This is a genomic window from Microbulbifer sp. SE14 (assembly GCF_059834885.1).
In genome coordinates this window covers 1-16986 of record NZ_JCBAJA010000032.1, presented here as the reverse complement: position 1 = coordinate 16986, position 16986 = coordinate 1, and the positions used below count along the sequence as shown (strand labels likewise).

Sequence of the window (16986 nt, the reverse complement as noted above, 5' to 3'; positions counted from 1 at the left end):
TATTAAATTCCTGTAATCAGAAAATCTATCGCATTAATAATTTCGTCGCGAAAGAACTCGAGAGAGATGACAGGTTTCTTCAAGATGGAGGTGGGAGCGCTTGTCATTTGGTGAGTAAGCAGAGCGTACTCGGTTTCATCCAGCTTAAAAACCGGGCAAAGCTTTTCTGGAGCCGATTTTTCCATCTGAGACGCGAGAACGACAGGTATCACCATCCTGGAATTCAGTACGGAAACCAAGTCGCTCTGCACATTTAGGAAATAGGGGTACGCCTTCCTTGTAGCTTTATCGGTATTTTCGAATAGCGTGAACTGGCTCATCAGAACTCCCTGAAGGAATCAGAAAATAGCCCGTGCTTTTCTACGAAAGCGTTGCATGCCTCGAGAGATTCGCGGTTGTTCTCCAGCCACTCCTGCTCCTGGCGGGCTTTTACCTCCGCGGCCAGGGCTCTTTCCAGTGTTGCGGACAGATTGATTTTGAGCCGTTTGGCTTCGGCGAGTAAATCTTGGTTAAGGCTGAGGTTTGTTGGCTTCTTGGGTGCGGAGTGATCGTAGGCTTGCGTCACGGCATATCACCTTTATCGAGAATGTGTATGCGCATTAGTAGTGCGCATCGACTAAGTGTATGTGGCGGATGGGGGCTCAGACAAGCTGTTCTAGCAGGCTGAATTCCGCAAAAGCCTGACCGATTTGGCTATTTGAGTCAGGAGCGCTGGTCAGCAGTAACCCCTGATAAGGTTCTTCGGGCAGCTCCAACTTCAGCTCCCCCAACCACCAGCGCACCCGCCGCGCTATGGCCTCGCCGGAATCCAGCCATTGAATGCGCCGTGGCGCGAATCGGTCAAGTTCTTCCCGCAACAACGGGAAGTGGGTGCAGGCGAGCACGGCGATATCCACGACGTCGCCGCCGGCGGTGTGGAAGATGCGGGCCAGCACTGGCTCCAGGTCTTCGGCGGTGACCGTCTCGCCGCGCAGCTTGGCCTCGGCCAGGTGCACCAGCTCCGGCGCCGGCACGTTGATCACCCGGTTGCCGTTGGCGAACTGCTCGATCAGGTCGCGGGTGTAGTTGCGGTTGACGGTGCCCTCGGTTGCGATGAGGGCGAAGGTGCGTGTCCGGGTGGCCGCGGCGGCCGGTTTGACCGCCGGCACCACGCCGACCACCGGCTGGCTCAATACCTCCCGTAACTGGGGCAGGGCCAGGGTGCTGGCGGTATTGCAGCCGACCACCAGGATATCGGCCCCGCTGCGGGCCATCATTCTGCCGGCCTGCTCGACGATGCGCGGGCGCAGTTCCTCCTCGCTCTTGGAGCCGTAGGGGTAGAAGCCGTTGTCGATGCCGAAGTGCAGGGTCAGGCCCGGCAGCAGGGCACGCAGCTCCCGCGCTATGCTGATGGCGCCCACGCCGGAGTCGAAGACCAGCGCGCTGGGGTGCTTGCTGTTAGAATGTGCGGCTTCCGTCATTGGTTCGTAAATAGATCCCGACTACAAATCCAGTCAAAGAAGAATACCCCAAATCCCATGCAATTGTTCCCCCTGCAGCTGACCCTTGAACACGCCGTCCTGGCCGCCGTTGCCCTGCTGATCCTGTTGTCCCTGGCCGCCTGGCTGGCCCGGGCGGGGGTGCAGCGCAAGCTGGCCGAGGCGGCGGCGGAGCTGCAGGCCGCCGGGGCGGAATTGAAGATTGTGGAGGCGCGCCTGGGCTCCAGCCGCGAGCGGGAGGCCCAGCTCTCCACCGAGGTGGAAAAGCTGCGCTCGGAACTGGCGGACAAGCTGCAGCGCCTGACCCGCAGCCAGGTGCTGGTGGAGAAGAGCGAGGCGGCGCTGGCGGAGCAGCGCCAGCTGCTCGACCAGACCCGCAAGGCCATGGCGGAGCAGTTCGAGAACCTGGCCAACCGCATCTTCGAGGAGAAGCAGCAGGCCTTCGTGCGCCGCAGCGAGGACAGCCTGCGCAAGAGCCTGGACCCGCTGGAGCGCCAATTGGGGGATTTTCGCAAGCGGGTGGAGCATGTCTACGACCGCGAGAACGCCGAGCGCAACAGCCTGCTGGGCCAGATCAAGGCATTGAGGGAACAGACCCAGCGCATCAGCGACGAGGCCCTGAACCTGACCTCGGCCCTGAAGGGCGACCGCAAGATCCAGGGCAACTGGGGCGAGGTGGTGCTGGAGCGGCTGCTGGAGGAATCGGGTTTGCAGAAAGGGCGCGAGTACGAAACCCAGGTTACTCTCAATTCTGGCAACCACGACGGCCGCCGCCGCCAGCCGGACGTGATTGTGCGGCTGCCGGAGCACAAGGACCTGATTATCGACTCCAAGGTATCCCTGGTGGACTACGAGCGCTACAGCGCCGCCGAGACCGACGAGGAGCGGGCCCAGGCACTGAAGCAGCATGTGAATTCCCTGCGCGCCCATATCACCGGCCTGAACAAGAAGGCCTACGAGCAGCTGGAGGGCGTGCGAACCCTGGATTTCGTCTTCATCTTCGTGCCCATCGAGGCCGCCTATATGCTGGCGATGCAGGCGGACCCGGAGCTGTTCCGCTTCGCCTACGAGAAGCAGATAGTGCTGGTAAGCCCCACCAGCCTGATGGCGACCCTGCGCACGGTGGAGAATATCTGGCGCTACGAAAAGCAGAACAAGAACGCCGAGAGGATCGCCGAGGAGGCGGGCAAGCTGCACGACCAGTTCGCGATGGTGCTGGAGTCCCTCGATGAGCTGGGCGGGCGCCTGCGCCAGGCGGAGGAAGCCTACCAGCAGACCTACAAGCGCCTGGCCACCGGCCGCGGCAACGCGGTCAAGCGCATCGACAGCCTGCGCAAACTGGGGGCCAAGACCCGCAAGCAGATAGCCGCGGACCTGCGCGAGCAGGCGGAGTCGGCGGATCTCAAGTCCCTGCCGGAACCCGAAGTGGAAACCGAGGCTGAAGGCGAATAATTGCCGATGGAGACCTTCGCCTTCGCCCTGTCGGTTACCGGGCCTATCTTCCTGACGCTGATTGTCGGCTACTGGCTGGCGCGGATAGACCTGCTGCGGGAGGAATTTGTCGACGATGCCTCGCGGCTGGTGTTCCTGATTACCCTGCCGGTGCTGCTGTTTATCAATATCTTCACCGCGGACGCCGAACTGGGGCAGCAACTGCCGCTGCTGGCGGCAGGGCTGCTGGGCACCGTCGTCACCATACCGCTGGCCTGGCTGGCGGCGCAGCCGCTGGTGCGGGGCGACCGCAGCGCCTTTATCCCGGGCGCCTTCCGCGGCAACCTGGGCATTATCGGCCTGGCCTGGGCGGCCAACGCCTACGGCAGCAGCGGTCTGGCGCAGGCGGCGCTGCTGATGGCGGTGGTGACCATTCTGTACAACCTGGCGGCGGTGGCGCTCTTCGCTGTCTACAGCCAGGAAGTTAAATTCAGTTGGGGCAAGCTGGGCAAGGATATCGCCCAGAACCCGCTGATTATCGCCATAGTGGCGGCGCTTCTCTGCAAGCAGTTGGGCCTGCTGCTACCGCAGATACTGCTGCAGACCGGCGACTACCTGGCCTCCATCACCCTGCCGCTGGCCCTGCTGTGCATCGGCGCCAGCCTGGATTTCAGCCTACTGCGCCGCAGTTCCCTGACCGCCCTGGGCGCGGTGGGTTTCAAGCTGCTGCTGGTGCCGGCGGTGCTGCTGGCCTTTGGCTGGCTGTTCCGGCTGCCGGCGCAGTCCATGGGCGTGCTGCTGTTGCTGGCCGCCGCGCCCAGCGCGACAGTTTCCTTTATCATGGCGCGCGCCCTGGGCGGCAACAGCAGGCTTGCGGCCAACATAGTCGCGCTCAGCACGCTGCTTTCCATTGTCACCGCCAGTCTCGGGCTGGCGCTGTTAGAGGTACTTTACTGATGACTGTTTTCCCGACCTGGCTGCTGGTGGTGGCCGCGCTGATCGTATTTGCGCTGGCCGTGGTGGCCGGCTATTACCTGCGCAAGCTGAATGCCGCGCAGAAACAGCAGGCGCGGCAGCTGGCGGAGCTGGAACAGGCCGCGGCGGACCAGCGCCAGCGGGTCAACGACAGCATCCAGATTATCGCGCGCACACTGCTGGATGATGGCGTGGGGCTTACCGAGGCCTCGATCCGCATCCGTGTACTGCTGGATGCACTGCAGGTGGGGCAGGGCGTGCGCGAGGAGTTCGTGGCCTTCTACCAGGTGGCCGAGAAGACGAGCCATATCCCGATTCTGCAGGACTGGAAGAAGCTACCGCGGAAGAAGCAGTTCCAGTTTGAGATGGAGATGGCGAAGATCGAGGAGGAGTACAAGGATTTTGCGTTGGATGCGGCGCGGCGGATTATCGGCCGCGCGTTCTGAGTATTCGGGAGTTTTGATCGCGGCCAACGGCCGCTCCTACAAAGATTACTTCACCACCTGTAGGAGCGGCCGTTGGCCGCGATCGATTTATTTGCGAACCAGCAAGAGCCCGGATTCCGTGTGATCCGTATAGGGAAACTGATCGAACAGCGCAAACCGCTCAACTCTGTGCGTCTTGCTCAATTCCTTCAGGTTTTCCAGCTGCGTCTGCGGATTGCAGGAGATATACAGAATCCGCGGAAAGCGCGCGACCATGGCGCAGGTGTCGGCGTCCAGCCCGGCCCGCGGCGGGTCCACCAGCACCGTTGAAAAGTCGTAACTGTCCAGGTCGATATCCTTCAGGCGCCGGAAGGGGCGCACCCTGTCGATGGCCTGGGTGAATTCCTCGCTCGACAGCCGCACTATATCCAGGTTGGTGACGCCGTTCGCGCGGATATTTTCCTGGGCCGCGTTGACCGAGACTTTTGAAATCTCCGTCGCCAGCACCTTGCCGAAATGCTCGCACAGCGGAATGGTGAAATTGCCATTGCCGCAGTAGAGTTCCAGCAGGTCGCCCCCGCTGCCCCTGCACACATCCTTGGCCCAGCCGATCATCGCGCGGCAGATTTCGCCGTTGGGCTGGGTGAAGCTGCCCTCCACCTGTTTGTAGCTATAGGTCTTATCATTTATCTGCAGCTGCTCGGTGACATAGTCCCGCTCCAGTACGATCTTCTGCTTGCGCGAGCGGCCCAGGACCGGGAAGCCGAGTTTTCCCTGCAGTGCGCGCGCCTCCGTCTCCCACTCATCATCCAGCTTTTTGTGGTAGATCAGCGTGATCAGGGCGTCGCCGGTCAGGGTGGTCAGGAACTCCGCCGAGAAGAGGCGCTTTCTCAGTACTTCACTGCCGTTTACCGCTTCCAGCACCTGCGGCATCAACCGGTTGATCAGCTCAGCGCCGACCGTGAACTCCTCGATGATAAACGGCTTCTTGTATTCGCCCTGGCGGTACATGGCGTAGTGGGCGCGGCCCCCTTCCTGCCACACCTTGAACTCGGCGCGCAGGCGGTAGTGGCTCGGCGGCGATGGGAAAACTTCCGGTTCCAGATCGGTGTATTCGCTGTAGGCCTGCTTCAGGCGCTCGGCCTTCTGCTGCAGCTGTTCGCGGTAGTCGTCGGTGTTAACCCTGTGTATGGCCATATTAGAATGCAGTGATGAATCGATTTGCGGCTGCGCATTGTATAGGAAAGCGTTGAGGAATCCCTATGGCGATAGGTGAGATCGGAATAGTAGTACGGGGCCAGGGGCTGCACGAGTTCACCGACCAGGTGACCAGCTGGCTGGCCGGGCAGGGCGCGGACGAGGGGCTCTGTACCCTGTTTATCCAGCACACCTCCGCCAGCCTGCTGATCCAGGAGAATGCGGATCCGTCCGCGCGGGTGGACCTGGAGAACTGGCTGAACCGGCTGGTGCCGGAGGACGACAGCCTCTACACGCACACGCTGGAGGGGCCGGACGATATGCCGGCGCATATCAAGGCGGCGCTGACGGCGACCAGTCTGTCGATTCCGGTGAAGGACGGGCGGCTGATGTTGGGAACCTGGCAGGGGATTTATCTGTGGGAGCATCGGCATCACCGGGGCAGGCGGCGGGTGATACTGCACGTGTAGGGTGGATAAGCGTCAAGCGCATCCACCGGCCGGAGCGGCGGATGCGCTTGACGCTTGTCCGCCCTACGAATAACTGGCCTTCAGTGCGGACGGCGGGATCGATCGCGGCCGAGGGCGGATGGCCGCCCCGCCGCTCCTACAGGCAGTGGGTGGGCTTGGGCAGGCCGGCAATCCTGCTCGCCACCTTGGCCGGGCTCGGTGGAAACAGCTGCATCAGGTAAATGCTCTTTCCCTTGTCCGCCCCAAGGTGCTGGCCGATATATTTGACCAGCGGCCGCATCGCCGGCGACAGCTCGAACTCCCTGTAGAAATCCTGCAGCAGCCGGATTACCTCCCAGTGTGCCTCCGTGAGTTCTATGCCCTCGGCGCTGGCCAGTTGTTCGGCCACCGCCGGGCTCCAGTCGTCCAGATTGCGCAGGTATCCTTCCCTGTCCAGTGCGATCTCGCGGCCTTCGACCCAAATGCTGCTCATCACTTAAACCAGCTGACAATGGGATTGTGGCGGGTGCAGAGTTCCACCCAGCGGGCGTCGTCTATCGCCTCGATCTTGTCCGGCACCGGCAGGCCGCGGGCCTCGGCGTCGGCCTTGAGGCAGTAGACGGGGCCGACGGCGATATTTTCCGGCATGCGGCCGCTGAGCGCGTAGACACCGTCCTCGATCAGCAGCAGCGCGTCGCCCTCGGTGAAGGTGCCGATACAGTCGGCCAGCGCGTTGGAGCTGTAGGGGGACTTGCTGACGATATGCAGGGTCATGCTCAGAAACTCAAGACGGTGTCGTAGGCGGCGATAAAGCTGCCGGTGTCGGGCACCAGCTCCACTTTGGCGCCGGGTATCTCTATCTGCCTGGCGTCGATGCCGCGCTCCAGCAGGCTGCGCTCGCAGACATGGATGCGCTCGACACCGAACATCGGCAGCGCCTGCAGATTCCGCTGCAGGCTTTTCTGGCGGATGGTCTCGGGCGACTGTTCGCCCAACAGCTGGAAGACGCCGTCGCGCAGGAACAGCAGGTCCGGCGACTGTTCCATGGCCGCGGCGGCGAGTACCGCCTCCAGTCCCTCGCGGGCCAGGGCGCTGCCGTAGGGCGGCTGGCGGCAGAGTGCCAGTGTGCTTTTTTCCACTTCTCTAATCCCCGAAGGTTACCAGCCGGTCCGAGTTGGCCACCGCGTCCGCCAACTGGCCGAGGCCGGCCAGCTCGAAGCCCGGCGCCAGGTTGGCCGCGGGCTTTTCCAGCCGCTCCGCCTCGCGCTCACTCAGGATACCGCGGCGTTGGGCCGCGGCGATACAGACCACCAGGTCCAGCTGGTGATCGCGCTGCAGCGACTGCCACTCGCCCACCAGATCGGCCTCGTCCTGCGGCGGCGCGGCAATGGCGCTGCCGTTGTGGACGCCGTCGCAGTAGAAGAATACCCGGTAGAGCTGGTGCCCCTGTTGCAGCAGCGCGCGGGCAAAGCGCAATGCGCTGGCCGCGGACTGTGACGAATGGGGGGCGGAGTAGACGGCGAGGGAGAATTTCATCGGTGTCCAGATATTAAAATGCCCCGCAGTGCGGGGCATTGATCATACGCAGACGCTGCCGGTGATTAATCGTCGGACGCAAAGCCGAAGATATGCAGCAGGCTGGTAAACAGGTTCAGGATATCCAGGTACAGGGCGGTGGTGGCCATCAGGTAGTTGGTCTCGCCGCCGTGAATGATGCGGCTGGTGTCGTAGAGGATAAAGCCGGAGAACAGCAGGGCGACCACGCCGCTCAGCACCACGCTGGCCAGCGGCATGTAGATGCCGAAGAAGCCGGCGATCACCATACCCAGGGCGCAGACCAGTACTGCGATCAGGCCGACGAACAGGAAGCCGCCCATAAAGCTGAAATCCTTGCGGGTGGTCAGCACATAGGCGGACAGGGCGAAGAAGATCAGCGCGGTGGTGCCCAGCGCCTGCATGACGATCTGGCCACTGCCGGCGGAAATATAGTAATTCAGCATCGGCCCCAGGGAGGCGCCCAGCAGGCCGGTAAAGGCGAAGACCACGCCGATACCCGCTGCGGAGTTGGCGGTGCGCGGCAGTACGAACCAGACGAGCACTATGGCGGCGATGGAACAGATCAGGCCCATGCCACGACCCATGCCCAACGCCAGCGCGATACCGGCGGTAACGGCGCTGAAGAGTACGGTCATCGCCAGTAGGGCGTAGGTGTTGCGCAAAACCTTGGCCGTTTCCTGGCGGTCCAGCGCTCCGGCGTGTGTATAGACTTGCGGCTGCATTAGCGACTCCTGCTAGTGAACAATTGGATGAATCATATAGGCGGGGGATCGGGTCATCAAGTCAACCTGTCGTCCTTCAGTCCCCATCGGTCTTTCTCCAGGGCCTGGACCTGGGTAGCTGGATGTCCGCGATCAGTGGCAAGTGGTCCGAGGTGATGCGGGTCAGTTCGGTGCGCGGCACCAGGATCTTTTTTACCTGCAGGTGGCGCTCGACAAAGATGTAGTCGATGCGTACCTGTGTCATGCGGCTGGGAAAGGTACCTTGGGGTTTGTGGCGCGGAGCGTGCAGCTGTACATCGTGCAGCCGGCCGCACAGGCGCTTGTACTCCATCGAGCTGGGCAGGGCGTTGAAGTCCCCCAGCAGCATCTTGGGACCGCGGCACTCGGGGTGTCCCAGCCACTCGGGGCCCAGCAGGGCGTCCACCTGGCGCAGCCGCTCGGCCTTGTTCAGTCCCAGGTGGGTGTTGAGTATCTGCAGTTTCTCGCCGTTCAGTTCCACCTCGATCCAGATGGCGCCGCGGGGTTCGTCCACGGTAGGCACGAAGCGGACGCGGCTGCGGGGCGGGGGGCCGGGCAGTATGTCTTTCTTTACCAGGCGCATCGGCAGGCGCGTCAGTATCGCATCGCCGTAGAGTTCCTCCTCCATAAGGATGGCCGGGTGGAACTGGTACTCCATGGCCAGGTACCTGGCGATCTGTTCCGCCTGGTCCACGCCGCCGCTGCGCCGCCGGGTCACGTCCAGCTCCTGCAGCGCGACGACGTCCGGCTGGTAGCGGGCGATGATACGGGCGACGCGCCGCGGCGAGTACTTGCCGTCCAGACCGAGGCAGCTATGCACGTTGTAGGTCATCACCCGCAGGGTCCGGGAACCCTGCGGGCGCGGCATCGGCGGTATGGGTTCCATCTCCTGCAGGAAGGCCTGGGCGGCGCGGCGCAGGTCCTCGGCGCGCCAGTGGCCGTGCTCCGGCGGCGGGAAATCCGCCGGCAGCAGAGCGAAGGCGTGGGTCTCGTTGGGGCCGGGGCCGCCGTGGCTGCCGTTCTCCACTGCAAAGCTCATGGGCGTCTCGCCGGCGCACCAGGCGCACATCACGAACTCGCCGGCGTCCGGATGGCGGCACAGCTGTGCCAGGTCTATCGCCGTCTCCTCTACGAAGGGGTGGTCCTCGCCGAGCAGGCGCGGGCCGTCCTCCGGCAGGCGCACCGGCCCCTCCTTGCTCCAGCCGAGTACCGGGGCGTCCTCCTCCGGACCGGATCTGTATAGCACCAGCGGCACCCCGGCCTTCTCGACGATCAGCCGCGCCACGTCGGCCGGCGGCGTACCGTTCAGGTGCAGGTTGTAGAGCATGGCCACCGGGCCCAGCCCGGTCAGGGCCAGGGGGGACTGGCTGTGCGGGTACTCCGGGTCGTCTCCGGGAATGAATTTCTCGATCCACTCGGCGCCGAACATGCGCGCCGGCTCCAGCTGCACACCGCGGCGGCCGGCGGAGCGGTAGTCGCTGGGTAGATTGGGCAGCTCCGCCAGCGCCTCGGTCAGTGCGGCACCGAGGCTGCGGCCGTGGCGGACTTCGTAGGGTTCGGTTTGCTCCTGGCCGTGGTCGGAGAAGATCCACACATCGTAGTGGCGCCGCTCGGATCGGTGCGCGGCGCGCCAGATACGCCCTATGGCATCGTCTATGCCCTTCAGGGTCCAGTGGGCGAAGGCGGAGTCGGGGCCCCGCCGGTGGGCCTGTTCGTCGTAGCCGAGCAGGTTGACATAGATCACCGGCAGGCCGCGGGCGATATCCATCTTGACACCGAAGGTGCACAGCTCGCGCATCAGTATGGTGACCGCGACCCGGGTGGGCACGAACATCAGTTCGCGCCAGAAATCCTGCCCCTGGATGACCCCGCGCACCAGGTCCACCAGCGCCAGTACCGTCTCCACCAGCAGCAGGGTGAAGGTGCGCAGCAGCCCCCACAGATTGCTGAGCAGCAATGCCAGCACTTTCCACAGACTGGCCTCGCGCAGGGCCGGGCCCCAGCCCTGGGACGACGGGCAGAAGTGGGCCTCTCCGTCCTGGGTGCCGGCGCGAAACAGGCTCAGGTAGCAGCTGCCGTCCTTCAGCAGCGGATCGGCGGCGATCTTTTTCAGGCGCTCCTCCACCCGCGTGGCCGCCTCGGGGTCGTACATGCGCACCAACTGCTGGGTGTCGCGCATCATGAACGCGAAGGCGGGCACCACGGCGCGCAGGCCGTAGAAGAGTTCCGCCTGCACCGCCGGGGTGGTGGAGGGGACGCCGGGAAACAGATGCTCCAGGTGGTAGTGCTCCTTGCGGATCAGCCGGCGCAGGAAGGGCATGCGCTTATTGGCCAGCGCCCTCTGCAACTGCGGATGGGCGAGGCCGTCCACCTGGATAAGCACCAGGCCGTGGGCGCTGGGATGGCTCTCGCTGGTGGGCAGCTTCAACAGGCGCGCCATCCACTCGCTGCGGCTGAAGCGGCGGCGCCAGCGGCGCAGGGCTGTCTCTATCTGTGTCAACATCTCCGCAGGCTCACCGCTGCTGGGTATTCTGGAAGGCGGCTCCGGCGGCGGCACCCACGCCCTCGAGGATTTCCCACTGGGCACCGATCAACTTGCCGAGGCGCTGCCACTGGGCGTAGAGGGAGTCGTCCAGGGGCCAGTTGTGCTTGAGCAGGGGCGCGTAGAGTTCCAGCGCGCGGGCGGCGCAGTTCTCCATGGAAAAGTTCTCGGCGGTGCGGAGTGCCTCCCGGGAGAGTGTGTGACGGCGCGGCCGGGATAGCTCGTAGAGCCACTGCAGTGCGGCGACGAAATCGCCGCGGTCCTCGCGCTGGAGCAGGCGGCCATTGATACCGTCGCGCACCACCTCGCGGGTGCCGTTGGCATCCAGGGCGATGACCGGCACGCCGGCGGCCATGGCTTCGGTCAGCACCATGCCCTGGGTCTCGCTGGTGGAGGCGAATACGAAGCCGTCCATGGCGGTGTAGGCATCCCGTTGGGGCTCGCCCTGCAGGGTGCCTGGCATATGGAAGCGCGCGCCCAGGCCGCGGCTGGCGAAGAGGTTGCCTATCTGCATGCCGATGGGTCCGCTACCTATCAGCAGGAAGTGCACGTCGGGATGCCCCTGCATGAATTCCGCCACCGCGGTGGCGAGGAATTCCAGGTTTTTCTCCGGCGCCAGCCGGCCCAGGTGGCCGAGCACGAAGGCGGATTCCGGGATGCGGTATTTTTCCCGCGCTTTTTTGCCGTCGCCGCCGCTGAATTGCTCCAGTTGGACGCCGGTGGGGACTTCGGCAATCGGTGTCTTGACCCCGCGTTCCCGTAGCAGCTCGGCGATGCTGGCGCTGGGGGCGAATACCAGGCTGGCCAGGTTGGCGTAGCGGGTGGCCAGCTCTATCACGAAGCGCTTCAGCGCCTTGGAGTCAGCCGGTACATAGTGGGTGTAGCGCTCGTAGAGGGTGTGGTGGGTGAATACCAGTGGCATTTCCCGCGCCCGGGCCACCCGCAGCGCGGTCATGCCGAGCAGGAAGGGGTGGTGGGCGTGGACTATGTCGGGGCGGAAATCGTCGAGCTTTTCGCTCAGGTGCCCGGAGAAGGGCAGGGCCACGGAGAAGTCGCTGCCGTTGAAGTTCTGGATGGCGTTGATGCGAACTACATCCTGTTCATCTTTGATCTTCTCCGGAAACTCCGGTGCCACCACCAGCACCCTGTGCCCGCGCCTGCGGTACTCCTCGGTAAAGGCGGACACCGAGCGCGCCACACCGCCCACGTGGGGCAGATAGGTGTTGGTGAGCATCACGATATTCATGGGGCGGTTCACTGGGCTGTCAGCTCCACATGGTCCACTTCAGGCACTGCGGTGGCCGGCTTGAAGCCGAGGGCGCGCACCTCTATCGGCGGTGCGCTGCGGTACCAGTCCGCAGTCCAGGCGACCCTGGGCTCGGCGCCGGGGATTATCTCCAGGGTGATCCTGCCGAAGCGGGTCGGGGCCGGGCCGAAGCGGATCGGCTCCCGGGCCGACTCGTCCGCCAGCCCCTCTCCCCTCAACCATTGGGGCGGCAGGCCCGATGCCAGCACCAGCGAGTCGCCCTCCTCGCGCACGAAGCAGTTGCGCTGCATCGCCACCCACTCGGCCGCGGCCCAGGCGTGCTGACCGTCGCCCATGCAGCCGCCGAGGGAGTGCGGGTGTATCGCCTCCGGCCACTGGCCGGTGGGAGAGGCGAGCCTGGCCACATTGCGCATCAGGTCGATACAGCGGGGGTCGCCGGCGCGAAGCAGCAGTTGGGCGATATGCAGGGTCAGGTAGGCGTTGATGCCGGAGTGGATCATGTCCTGGAAGAAGCCGCCGCTGACGAAGCAGTTCTCCATCAGGTATTCCGCCAGGTCGGTCAGGCGCGGGTCGTCTGCCGGGTACAGCTGCAGCGGGTAGCCGGCGGCGACGGAACCTATGGCGCCGGCGTCCAGGCGCCGGTTGGGGGAGGCGGGCATGGCCGGGCGGCCCAGGCGCTGCTGGGCCGCGGCCAGGCTCTCGTCGATGGTCTGCTGAAAGTCGTTGGCCTGGGCGTTGAAGGCGCGGGCGTCATTGTCGAGGCCCTCGCGCTCACAGATGTTCGATGCGGCGCGCAGGCCGGCCACGCCCCAGAAGTCGTCCCAGTAGTAGCAGTCGTTGGGGCCCAGGTGTTCGGCGCTGAAGCCCGCCGGCAGCAGGCCGCCGCAGCGGCTGCCGTCCTTGGGCAGGCGCTTGCCGGTGATCCAGCTGGCGCCGCGCAGCACCGGGTCGCGCCACTCCTTCTTCAGGGGGCGGTTGGTCAGCTGGCAGTAGAGATCGAAGATCCACAGGGCCTCACCGTTGGAGTCCCACTCGCCGTCCTGGGAGTGGAAGAAACCGTCGCGCTTCTGCCGGTGGGGGAACTGGTCCAGGGCCCGCTCGGCGCGCTCCACCAGGCCCGCCTGCAGCAGCGACTGGATCATGAAGGCGGCGTCCCGGAACCAGAAGCGCTTGTAGGTGTAGGGCCCCGGGTAGACGTCCTTCGGGGAGTGCAGCACCAGGGTGCGGATAGCGGCGTCGTAGAGAAACTGGAACTTCTTGTCCGGCACCGACAGGGCACAGTGGTGCTTGAGGTTGTCCTGCCAACTGAGCGGCAGGTGGCTCTTGTGCCTGCCGCTGTACCTGTCGCTGTGGAGGGGAATCCTGACGCCGATCCGCAACGGCACACCCGCCTCCATCCGGAACAGGGCCGCGGCCGAGGCCATGCCCACATTGCACTCGCCGTGGACCCTGCCGCCCGGGTCCTGCAGGTGCAGGTAGATATCGCCGTGGCGGTAGTCGGAAGCCAGGTGTTTTTCCACCGGTTGGTCGAAGTCCACCGCCAGCTTGTCCTCGATCAGCCAGTGGCGGCGATTGTCGTCCAGGCGCACATGGTGCACGAAGCTGACACCCTCCGGGTTGCAGGGGCGCAGGGCCACCACCAGCCAGCCGCCGTCGCCGCTCTCGGCGATCAGGTCCAGCAGGCAGTGGCTGTCGCTGCTGTCTCTCTCCACCTTGGCGCGATTGTGCAGCTTGAGGTCGCCCAGCGCCGATTCAGTGACGACGGAAATATTTTCGTCCATTTCCAGGCGCTGCTCGCACTCTTTCAGCTTGGAAGGAATCAGCTGTTGGCCGTTTTCGCCGACCACCCAGGCGTCAAGGGACCAGCCGTCGTAGTGAGGGGTGAGCAGGCCGCGGGGGTCGACCACCGGCATTTCCTCGCAGTCCGGCACGCCCACGGCGGTCCAGTTGCGGTGGCTGAGGTTGCAGTGGCTGATGGAGAAGGCGCGGGGGATAAAGGATTCGTCGCGGGGGTCGAACTGGCGCTCTACCCAGTAGGGCCAGACCCAGTCCAGGTTGTGCTGAATCACCTTGCTGTTGATCAGTGCGCGCGCGTGGAATACGGCCCCGGCACGCAGCAGCTCGATCGGTTCGCTGACCTCCGAGGGTTCGGCGAAACGCTGCAGGCGCGCCATCAGCGCGAGGGGATCGAGGAAGCCGTGCGCGGTGGCGAATCGGCGCACGAAGTAGCGCCAGGGAAGCCATTTCATCCAGGGCATCAGAGGTCCTCCCTTTCTATTTTTCGCGCCAGTGCGCGCCGCGCCATACGCGTAAGGCCGATTACCGCGATAACCGCGAGCAGGAAACCGACACCGTAAAAAGTCCACTGCAGCGGCGTGCGCTCTTCCATCTGGCCGAGGGTGGTCAGGTCGGCGGCGATGGAGCCCAGGTAAACATTGTGCAGGGTGATGGGAATGATCCCGATCGCATTGCCCAGCACGAAATCCCACAGGCGCACCGGTGTCAGGCCGAAGAAATAGTTGGAGAGCTTGAACGGAAACAGCGGCACCAGGCGGGTCAGCATGATCATGCGCCACCCTTCCTCCCTCAGTACCAGGCCCAGGTGGGGCGGCTTGATGTGGGACATCAGCCAGCGGGACGGGCGGGGCCCGAATACGTAGCGCGCGATCAGGAAGGCGAGGGTGGCCCCCAATACGGTGCCGGCAAATACCAGCAGCGTGCCCTTGACCACACCAAATACGAAGCCCGCGCCCATGGTGAAGATCACCCCGGGTGCCAGCATGACGATGGCTGCCGCCACAATCAGGATAAACAGGAGGCTGGCCTGCCAGCCCTGGGCTTCCAGCCACTGCAGTACAGCGATGATGCGGTCGTCCAGATCGAAATAAAGCAGCAGGCAGATCGCAGCGGCCACCACCAGGGTGCAGGCCAGGATGATCAAGACAGGGGAATACCTTACCGCCATAGTTCCGCTCGGGAGCACTGTCGTACCACAGTTTTAATAGTCGCCAGTTTATAGCCTAGCCAATCGGCGGCAGTGCGCTATGGGCGTCCAGATGCACCTCCGCAGCGGTTTGCGTGTAATCTGCCGCCACGTTGGCAGCACAGGATGACGATCCCCTTGTAATCTTTCGCAACACCGATGAAGCTCCTGCCAGCATCCCGGTACACGGTTGTGGCGGCCGCTAAGGCGGGTTGAGGGCGTCGGCGTGGTGGGCCGCAATCTTCCACTTTCCAGCTTCCCTGGCCAGCACCGAAGTCTCCCGCACCCGGTGCTCGGGTCCATCTGCGCACCATTTCCCAAATGTTCGCGCCAAGTAAGTCCAGCTGCCTGGAATCATAGAAGTGTAGCCGGCGGCGGTTCGATATTTGGCCTGCATTGCATCACCTTATTTCCCAAGGGCTCTATGTTTAATCGATGCTCCCAATTTACCGGTAAATATCGATTATCTGGAGATAAGGCCGTGCGGTCGTCAATGGAAGTGGGGATTCCCTTCAATAAGGGAATTTCAGCAAGACTGGCGGAAGCCCTGCAGGCATTTATTGCCTCTGCGCAGCCGGAGGCGGTATAGGGCCTCCGGTGGCACCGCTTTCTGCGCGATGGATAGCCAGACTGTGGTATGCGGCGGCTGCAGATTCACGATTCATTGACAGTGTTGGTACACAGGGAAGGTCGAATGAAAAAGCCAGGAATATCTTCAGCCGTTTGTCTCGCACTCGCCGTTTACGGCAGCGCGGCCCAGGGCGCGGAAGAGGAGAAAGAGGAGACATTTGGAACCATCGGTGGCAGCATGCTTCTGGCCACCAACTATATGTTCCGCAGTATCTCCAATTCCAATAACGGACCGCAGGTGAACGGTGACCTGAACTGGTCCCACGACAGCGGCTTCTACATCGGGGTCTGGGCCTCCAACACGGACTTTGGCGGCGCCGGCAACAGCATGGAACTGGACCCCTATATCGGGATAGCGGGAGACATCGGCGAAACCAATTTCAGTTACGATATCGGCTACTGGTCCTACAACTACCCCAAGTCCGAGCTCGACCTGGATTACGCCGAGTTCTATGTCACCCCGAGCTACTCCGTCTGCGACTTCACCATTTCCCCGAGTTTCTGGTATGCGGACAACTATTTCGGCAAAGACTTCCTCGACGGCGTCTGGGCGCTGGCATACGAAGTCACTGTCAGTGCCGATTTCCAGCGCGATATCTCGCTGTCGGTGCGGGCCGGTGAACAGACGTTTGAATCGGACTTCGATGAACTGGACTACACCTATTGGGATTTGGGTGTCAGCAAAAACTGGAAGGATTTCACCCTGGATCTGCGCTGGTACGATACCGACGGGGTCAACCCGTTTCTGGCAAACCCCAAACTGGCGAATGGAAATATCGTTTTTAGCATCAAGCGGAATTTTTGATCCGTCCCCGCCGTGCATACGCTAGGGCCTGTTCCGGTTACTTGGAGCCGGCAAGCGTAGCGTAGCTGTTCATCAGGTTCCGGGCGCTCGCTGGTCTCCGGCGCTGCGCGCCTAGGGCTCGAACGGGGGTTCTCATCCAAATCTACCCCTCCGCCATACGAAAAAACCGGCAAGAAGCCGGGTTGTGTATGGCGGAGGGGCAGGGATTAGCTCGCTGCGCTCGCTGGTCTCCGGCGCTGCGCGCCTAGGGCTCGAACGGGGGTTCTCATCCAAATCTACCCCTCCGCCATACGAAAAAACCGGCAAGAAGCCGGGTTTTGTATGGAGGAGGGGCAGGGATTAGCTCGCTGCGCTCGCTGGTCTCCGGCGCTGCGCGCCTACGGCTCGAACGGGGGGCTCATCCAAATCTACCCCTCGCCATACGAAAAAACCGGCAAGAAGCCGGGTTGTGTTTGGCGGAGGGGCAGGGATTAGCTCGCTGCGCTCGCTGGTCTCCGGCGCTGCGCG

The 16986-nt window shown here is 63.5% G+C and carries 18 protein-coding genes; 5 read left to right on the top strand and 13 right to left on the bottom strand.

Annotation, left to right across the window (positions count from 1 at the left end; genetic code table 11):
* Window positions 1-2 precede the first annotated feature (2 nt).
* The 3 genes from AC6R19_RS18770 to murI form a co-directional block, all read right to left on the bottom strand.
* Entirely contained in the window at window positions 3-320 is a 318-nt protein-coding gene (locus AC6R19_RS18770; RefSeq protein WP_500581386.1) for a CcdB family protein, read from the bottom strand.
* On the bottom strand, window positions 320-565 hold the full coding sequence (locus AC6R19_RS18765; protein ID WP_500581385.1) for a type II toxin-antitoxin system CcdA family antitoxin: 246 nt from the start codon (window positions 563-565) through the stop codon (window positions 320-322). The genes AC6R19_RS18770 and AC6R19_RS18765 overlap by 1 nt, the downstream gene beginning before the upstream one ends.
* 76 nt (window positions 566-641) lie before the next feature.
* Window positions 642-1460, bottom strand: coding sequence for a glutamate racemase (gene murI, locus AC6R19_RS18760; protein WP_500581384.1), 819 nt, complete (start codon window positions 1458-1460; stop codon window positions 642-644).
* 57 nt (window positions 1461-1517) lie between these two features.
* Here murI and AC6R19_RS18755 point away from each other — a divergent pair, with 57 nt between their 5' ends.
* The 3 genes from AC6R19_RS18755 to AC6R19_RS18745 are packed head-to-tail and all read left to right on the top strand — an operon-like array spanning window position 1518 to window position 4330.
* Window positions 1518-2930, top strand: coding sequence for a DNA recombination protein RmuC (locus AC6R19_RS18755; RefSeq protein WP_500581383.1), 1413 nt, complete (start codon window positions 1518-1520; stop codon window positions 2928-2930).
* A 6-nt stretch (window positions 2931-2936) separates the two neighbouring features.
* On the top strand, window positions 2937-3866 hold the full coding sequence (locus AC6R19_RS18750; protein ID WP_500581417.1) for an AEC family transporter: 930 nt from the start codon (window positions 2937-2939) through the stop codon (window positions 3864-3866).
* Window positions 3866-4330 (top strand): DUF2489 domain-containing protein, encoded by a 465-nt coding sequence (locus AC6R19_RS18745; RefSeq protein WP_500581382.1) that lies wholly within the window; start codon window positions 3866-3868, stop codon window positions 4328-4330. The genes AC6R19_RS18750 and AC6R19_RS18745 overlap by 1 nt, the downstream gene beginning before the upstream one ends.
* Before the next feature lie 87 nt (window positions 4331-4417).
* Here the strand turns inward: AC6R19_RS18745 and trmA are convergent, their stop codons facing one another.
* The gene (trmA, locus tag AC6R19_RS18740) at window positions 4418-5506 is read right to left on the bottom strand and encodes a tRNA (uridine(54)-C5)-methyltransferase TrmA (protein ID WP_500581381.1); all 1089 of its coding nucleotides are present in this window, start codon (window positions 5504-5506) and stop codon (window positions 4418-4420) included.
* 65 nt (window positions 5507-5571) lie between these two features.
* Here trmA and AC6R19_RS18735 point away from each other — a divergent pair, with 65 nt between their 5' ends.
* Window positions 5572-5976: a secondary thiamine-phosphate synthase enzyme YjbQ gene (locus AC6R19_RS18735; RefSeq protein WP_500581380.1), complete on the top strand. Its 405-nt coding sequence runs from the start codon at window positions 5572-5574 to the stop codon at window positions 5974-5976.
* Between the two features lie 136 nt (window positions 5977-6112).
* Here AC6R19_RS18735 and AC6R19_RS18730 read toward each other — a convergent pair whose 3' ends face one another.
* From AC6R19_RS18730 to AC6R19_RS18690, 9 genes are all read right to left on the bottom strand, one after another.
* Complete coding sequence (locus tag AC6R19_RS18730) at window positions 6113-6448, bottom strand: TusE/DsrC/DsvC family sulfur relay protein (RefSeq protein ID WP_500581379.1); 336 nt, start codon at window positions 6446-6448, stop codon at window positions 6113-6115.
* Entirely contained in the window at window positions 6448-6729 is a 282-nt protein-coding gene (gene tusB, locus AC6R19_RS18725; protein WP_500581378.1) for a sulfurtransferase complex subunit TusB, read from the bottom strand. Before tusB ends, AC6R19_RS18730 begins: the two co-directional genes overlap by 1 nt.
* Window positions 6730-6731: 2 nt before the next feature.
* On the bottom strand, window positions 6732-7094 hold the full coding sequence (gene tusC, locus AC6R19_RS18720) for a sulfurtransferase complex subunit TusC (protein WP_500581377.1): 363 nt from the start codon (window positions 7092-7094) through the stop codon (window positions 6732-6734).
* Window positions 7095-7098: 4 nt separating this feature from the next.
* Window positions 7099-7491: a sulfurtransferase complex subunit TusD gene (tusD, locus tag AC6R19_RS18715; protein ID WP_500581376.1), complete on the bottom strand. Its 393-nt coding sequence runs from the start codon at window positions 7489-7491 to the stop codon at window positions 7099-7101.
* A gap of 65 nt (window positions 7492-7556) precedes the next feature.
* The gene (locus AC6R19_RS18710) at window positions 7557-8234 is read right to left on the bottom strand and encodes a Bax inhibitor-1/YccA family protein (protein ID WP_500581375.1); all 678 of its coding nucleotides are present in this window, start codon (window positions 8232-8234) and stop codon (window positions 7557-7559) included.
* A 76-nt stretch (window positions 8235-8310) separates the two neighbouring features.
* The gene (locus AC6R19_RS18705; RefSeq protein ID WP_500581374.1) at window positions 8311-10755 is read right to left on the bottom strand and encodes an endonuclease/exonuclease/phosphatase family protein; all 2445 of its coding nucleotides are present in this window, start codon (window positions 10753-10755) and stop codon (window positions 8311-8313) included.
* Window positions 10756-10765: 10 nt separating this feature from the next.
* Window positions 10766-12040 carry a glycosyltransferase gene (locus AC6R19_RS18700; RefSeq protein WP_500581373.1) on the bottom strand — a complete coding sequence of 425 codons (1275 nt, stop codon included), beginning with the start codon at window positions 12038-12040 and terminating at the stop codon, window positions 10766-10768.
* Between the two features lie 8 nt (window positions 12041-12048).
* Complete coding sequence (locus AC6R19_RS18695; RefSeq protein WP_500581372.1) at window positions 12049-14319, bottom strand: glucosidase family protein; 2271 nt, start codon at window positions 14317-14319, stop codon at window positions 12049-12051.
* The gene (locus AC6R19_RS18690) at window positions 14319-15002 is read right to left on the bottom strand and encodes a TVP38/TMEM64 family protein (protein WP_500581371.1); all 684 of its coding nucleotides are present in this window, start codon (window positions 15000-15002) and stop codon (window positions 14319-14321) included. The genes AC6R19_RS18695 and AC6R19_RS18690 overlap by 1 nt, the downstream gene beginning before the upstream one ends.
* 736 nt (window positions 15003-15738) lie before the next feature.
* On the opposite strand from AC6R19_RS18690, the gene AC6R19_RS18685 reads away from it, so the two are divergent.
* The gene (locus AC6R19_RS18685) at window positions 15739-16479 is read left to right on the top strand and encodes a TorF family putative porin (RefSeq protein ID WP_500581370.1); all 741 of its coding nucleotides are present in this window, start codon (window positions 15739-15741) and stop codon (window positions 16477-16479) included.
* The last annotated feature ends 507 nt before the right edge of the window (window positions 16480-16986 follow it).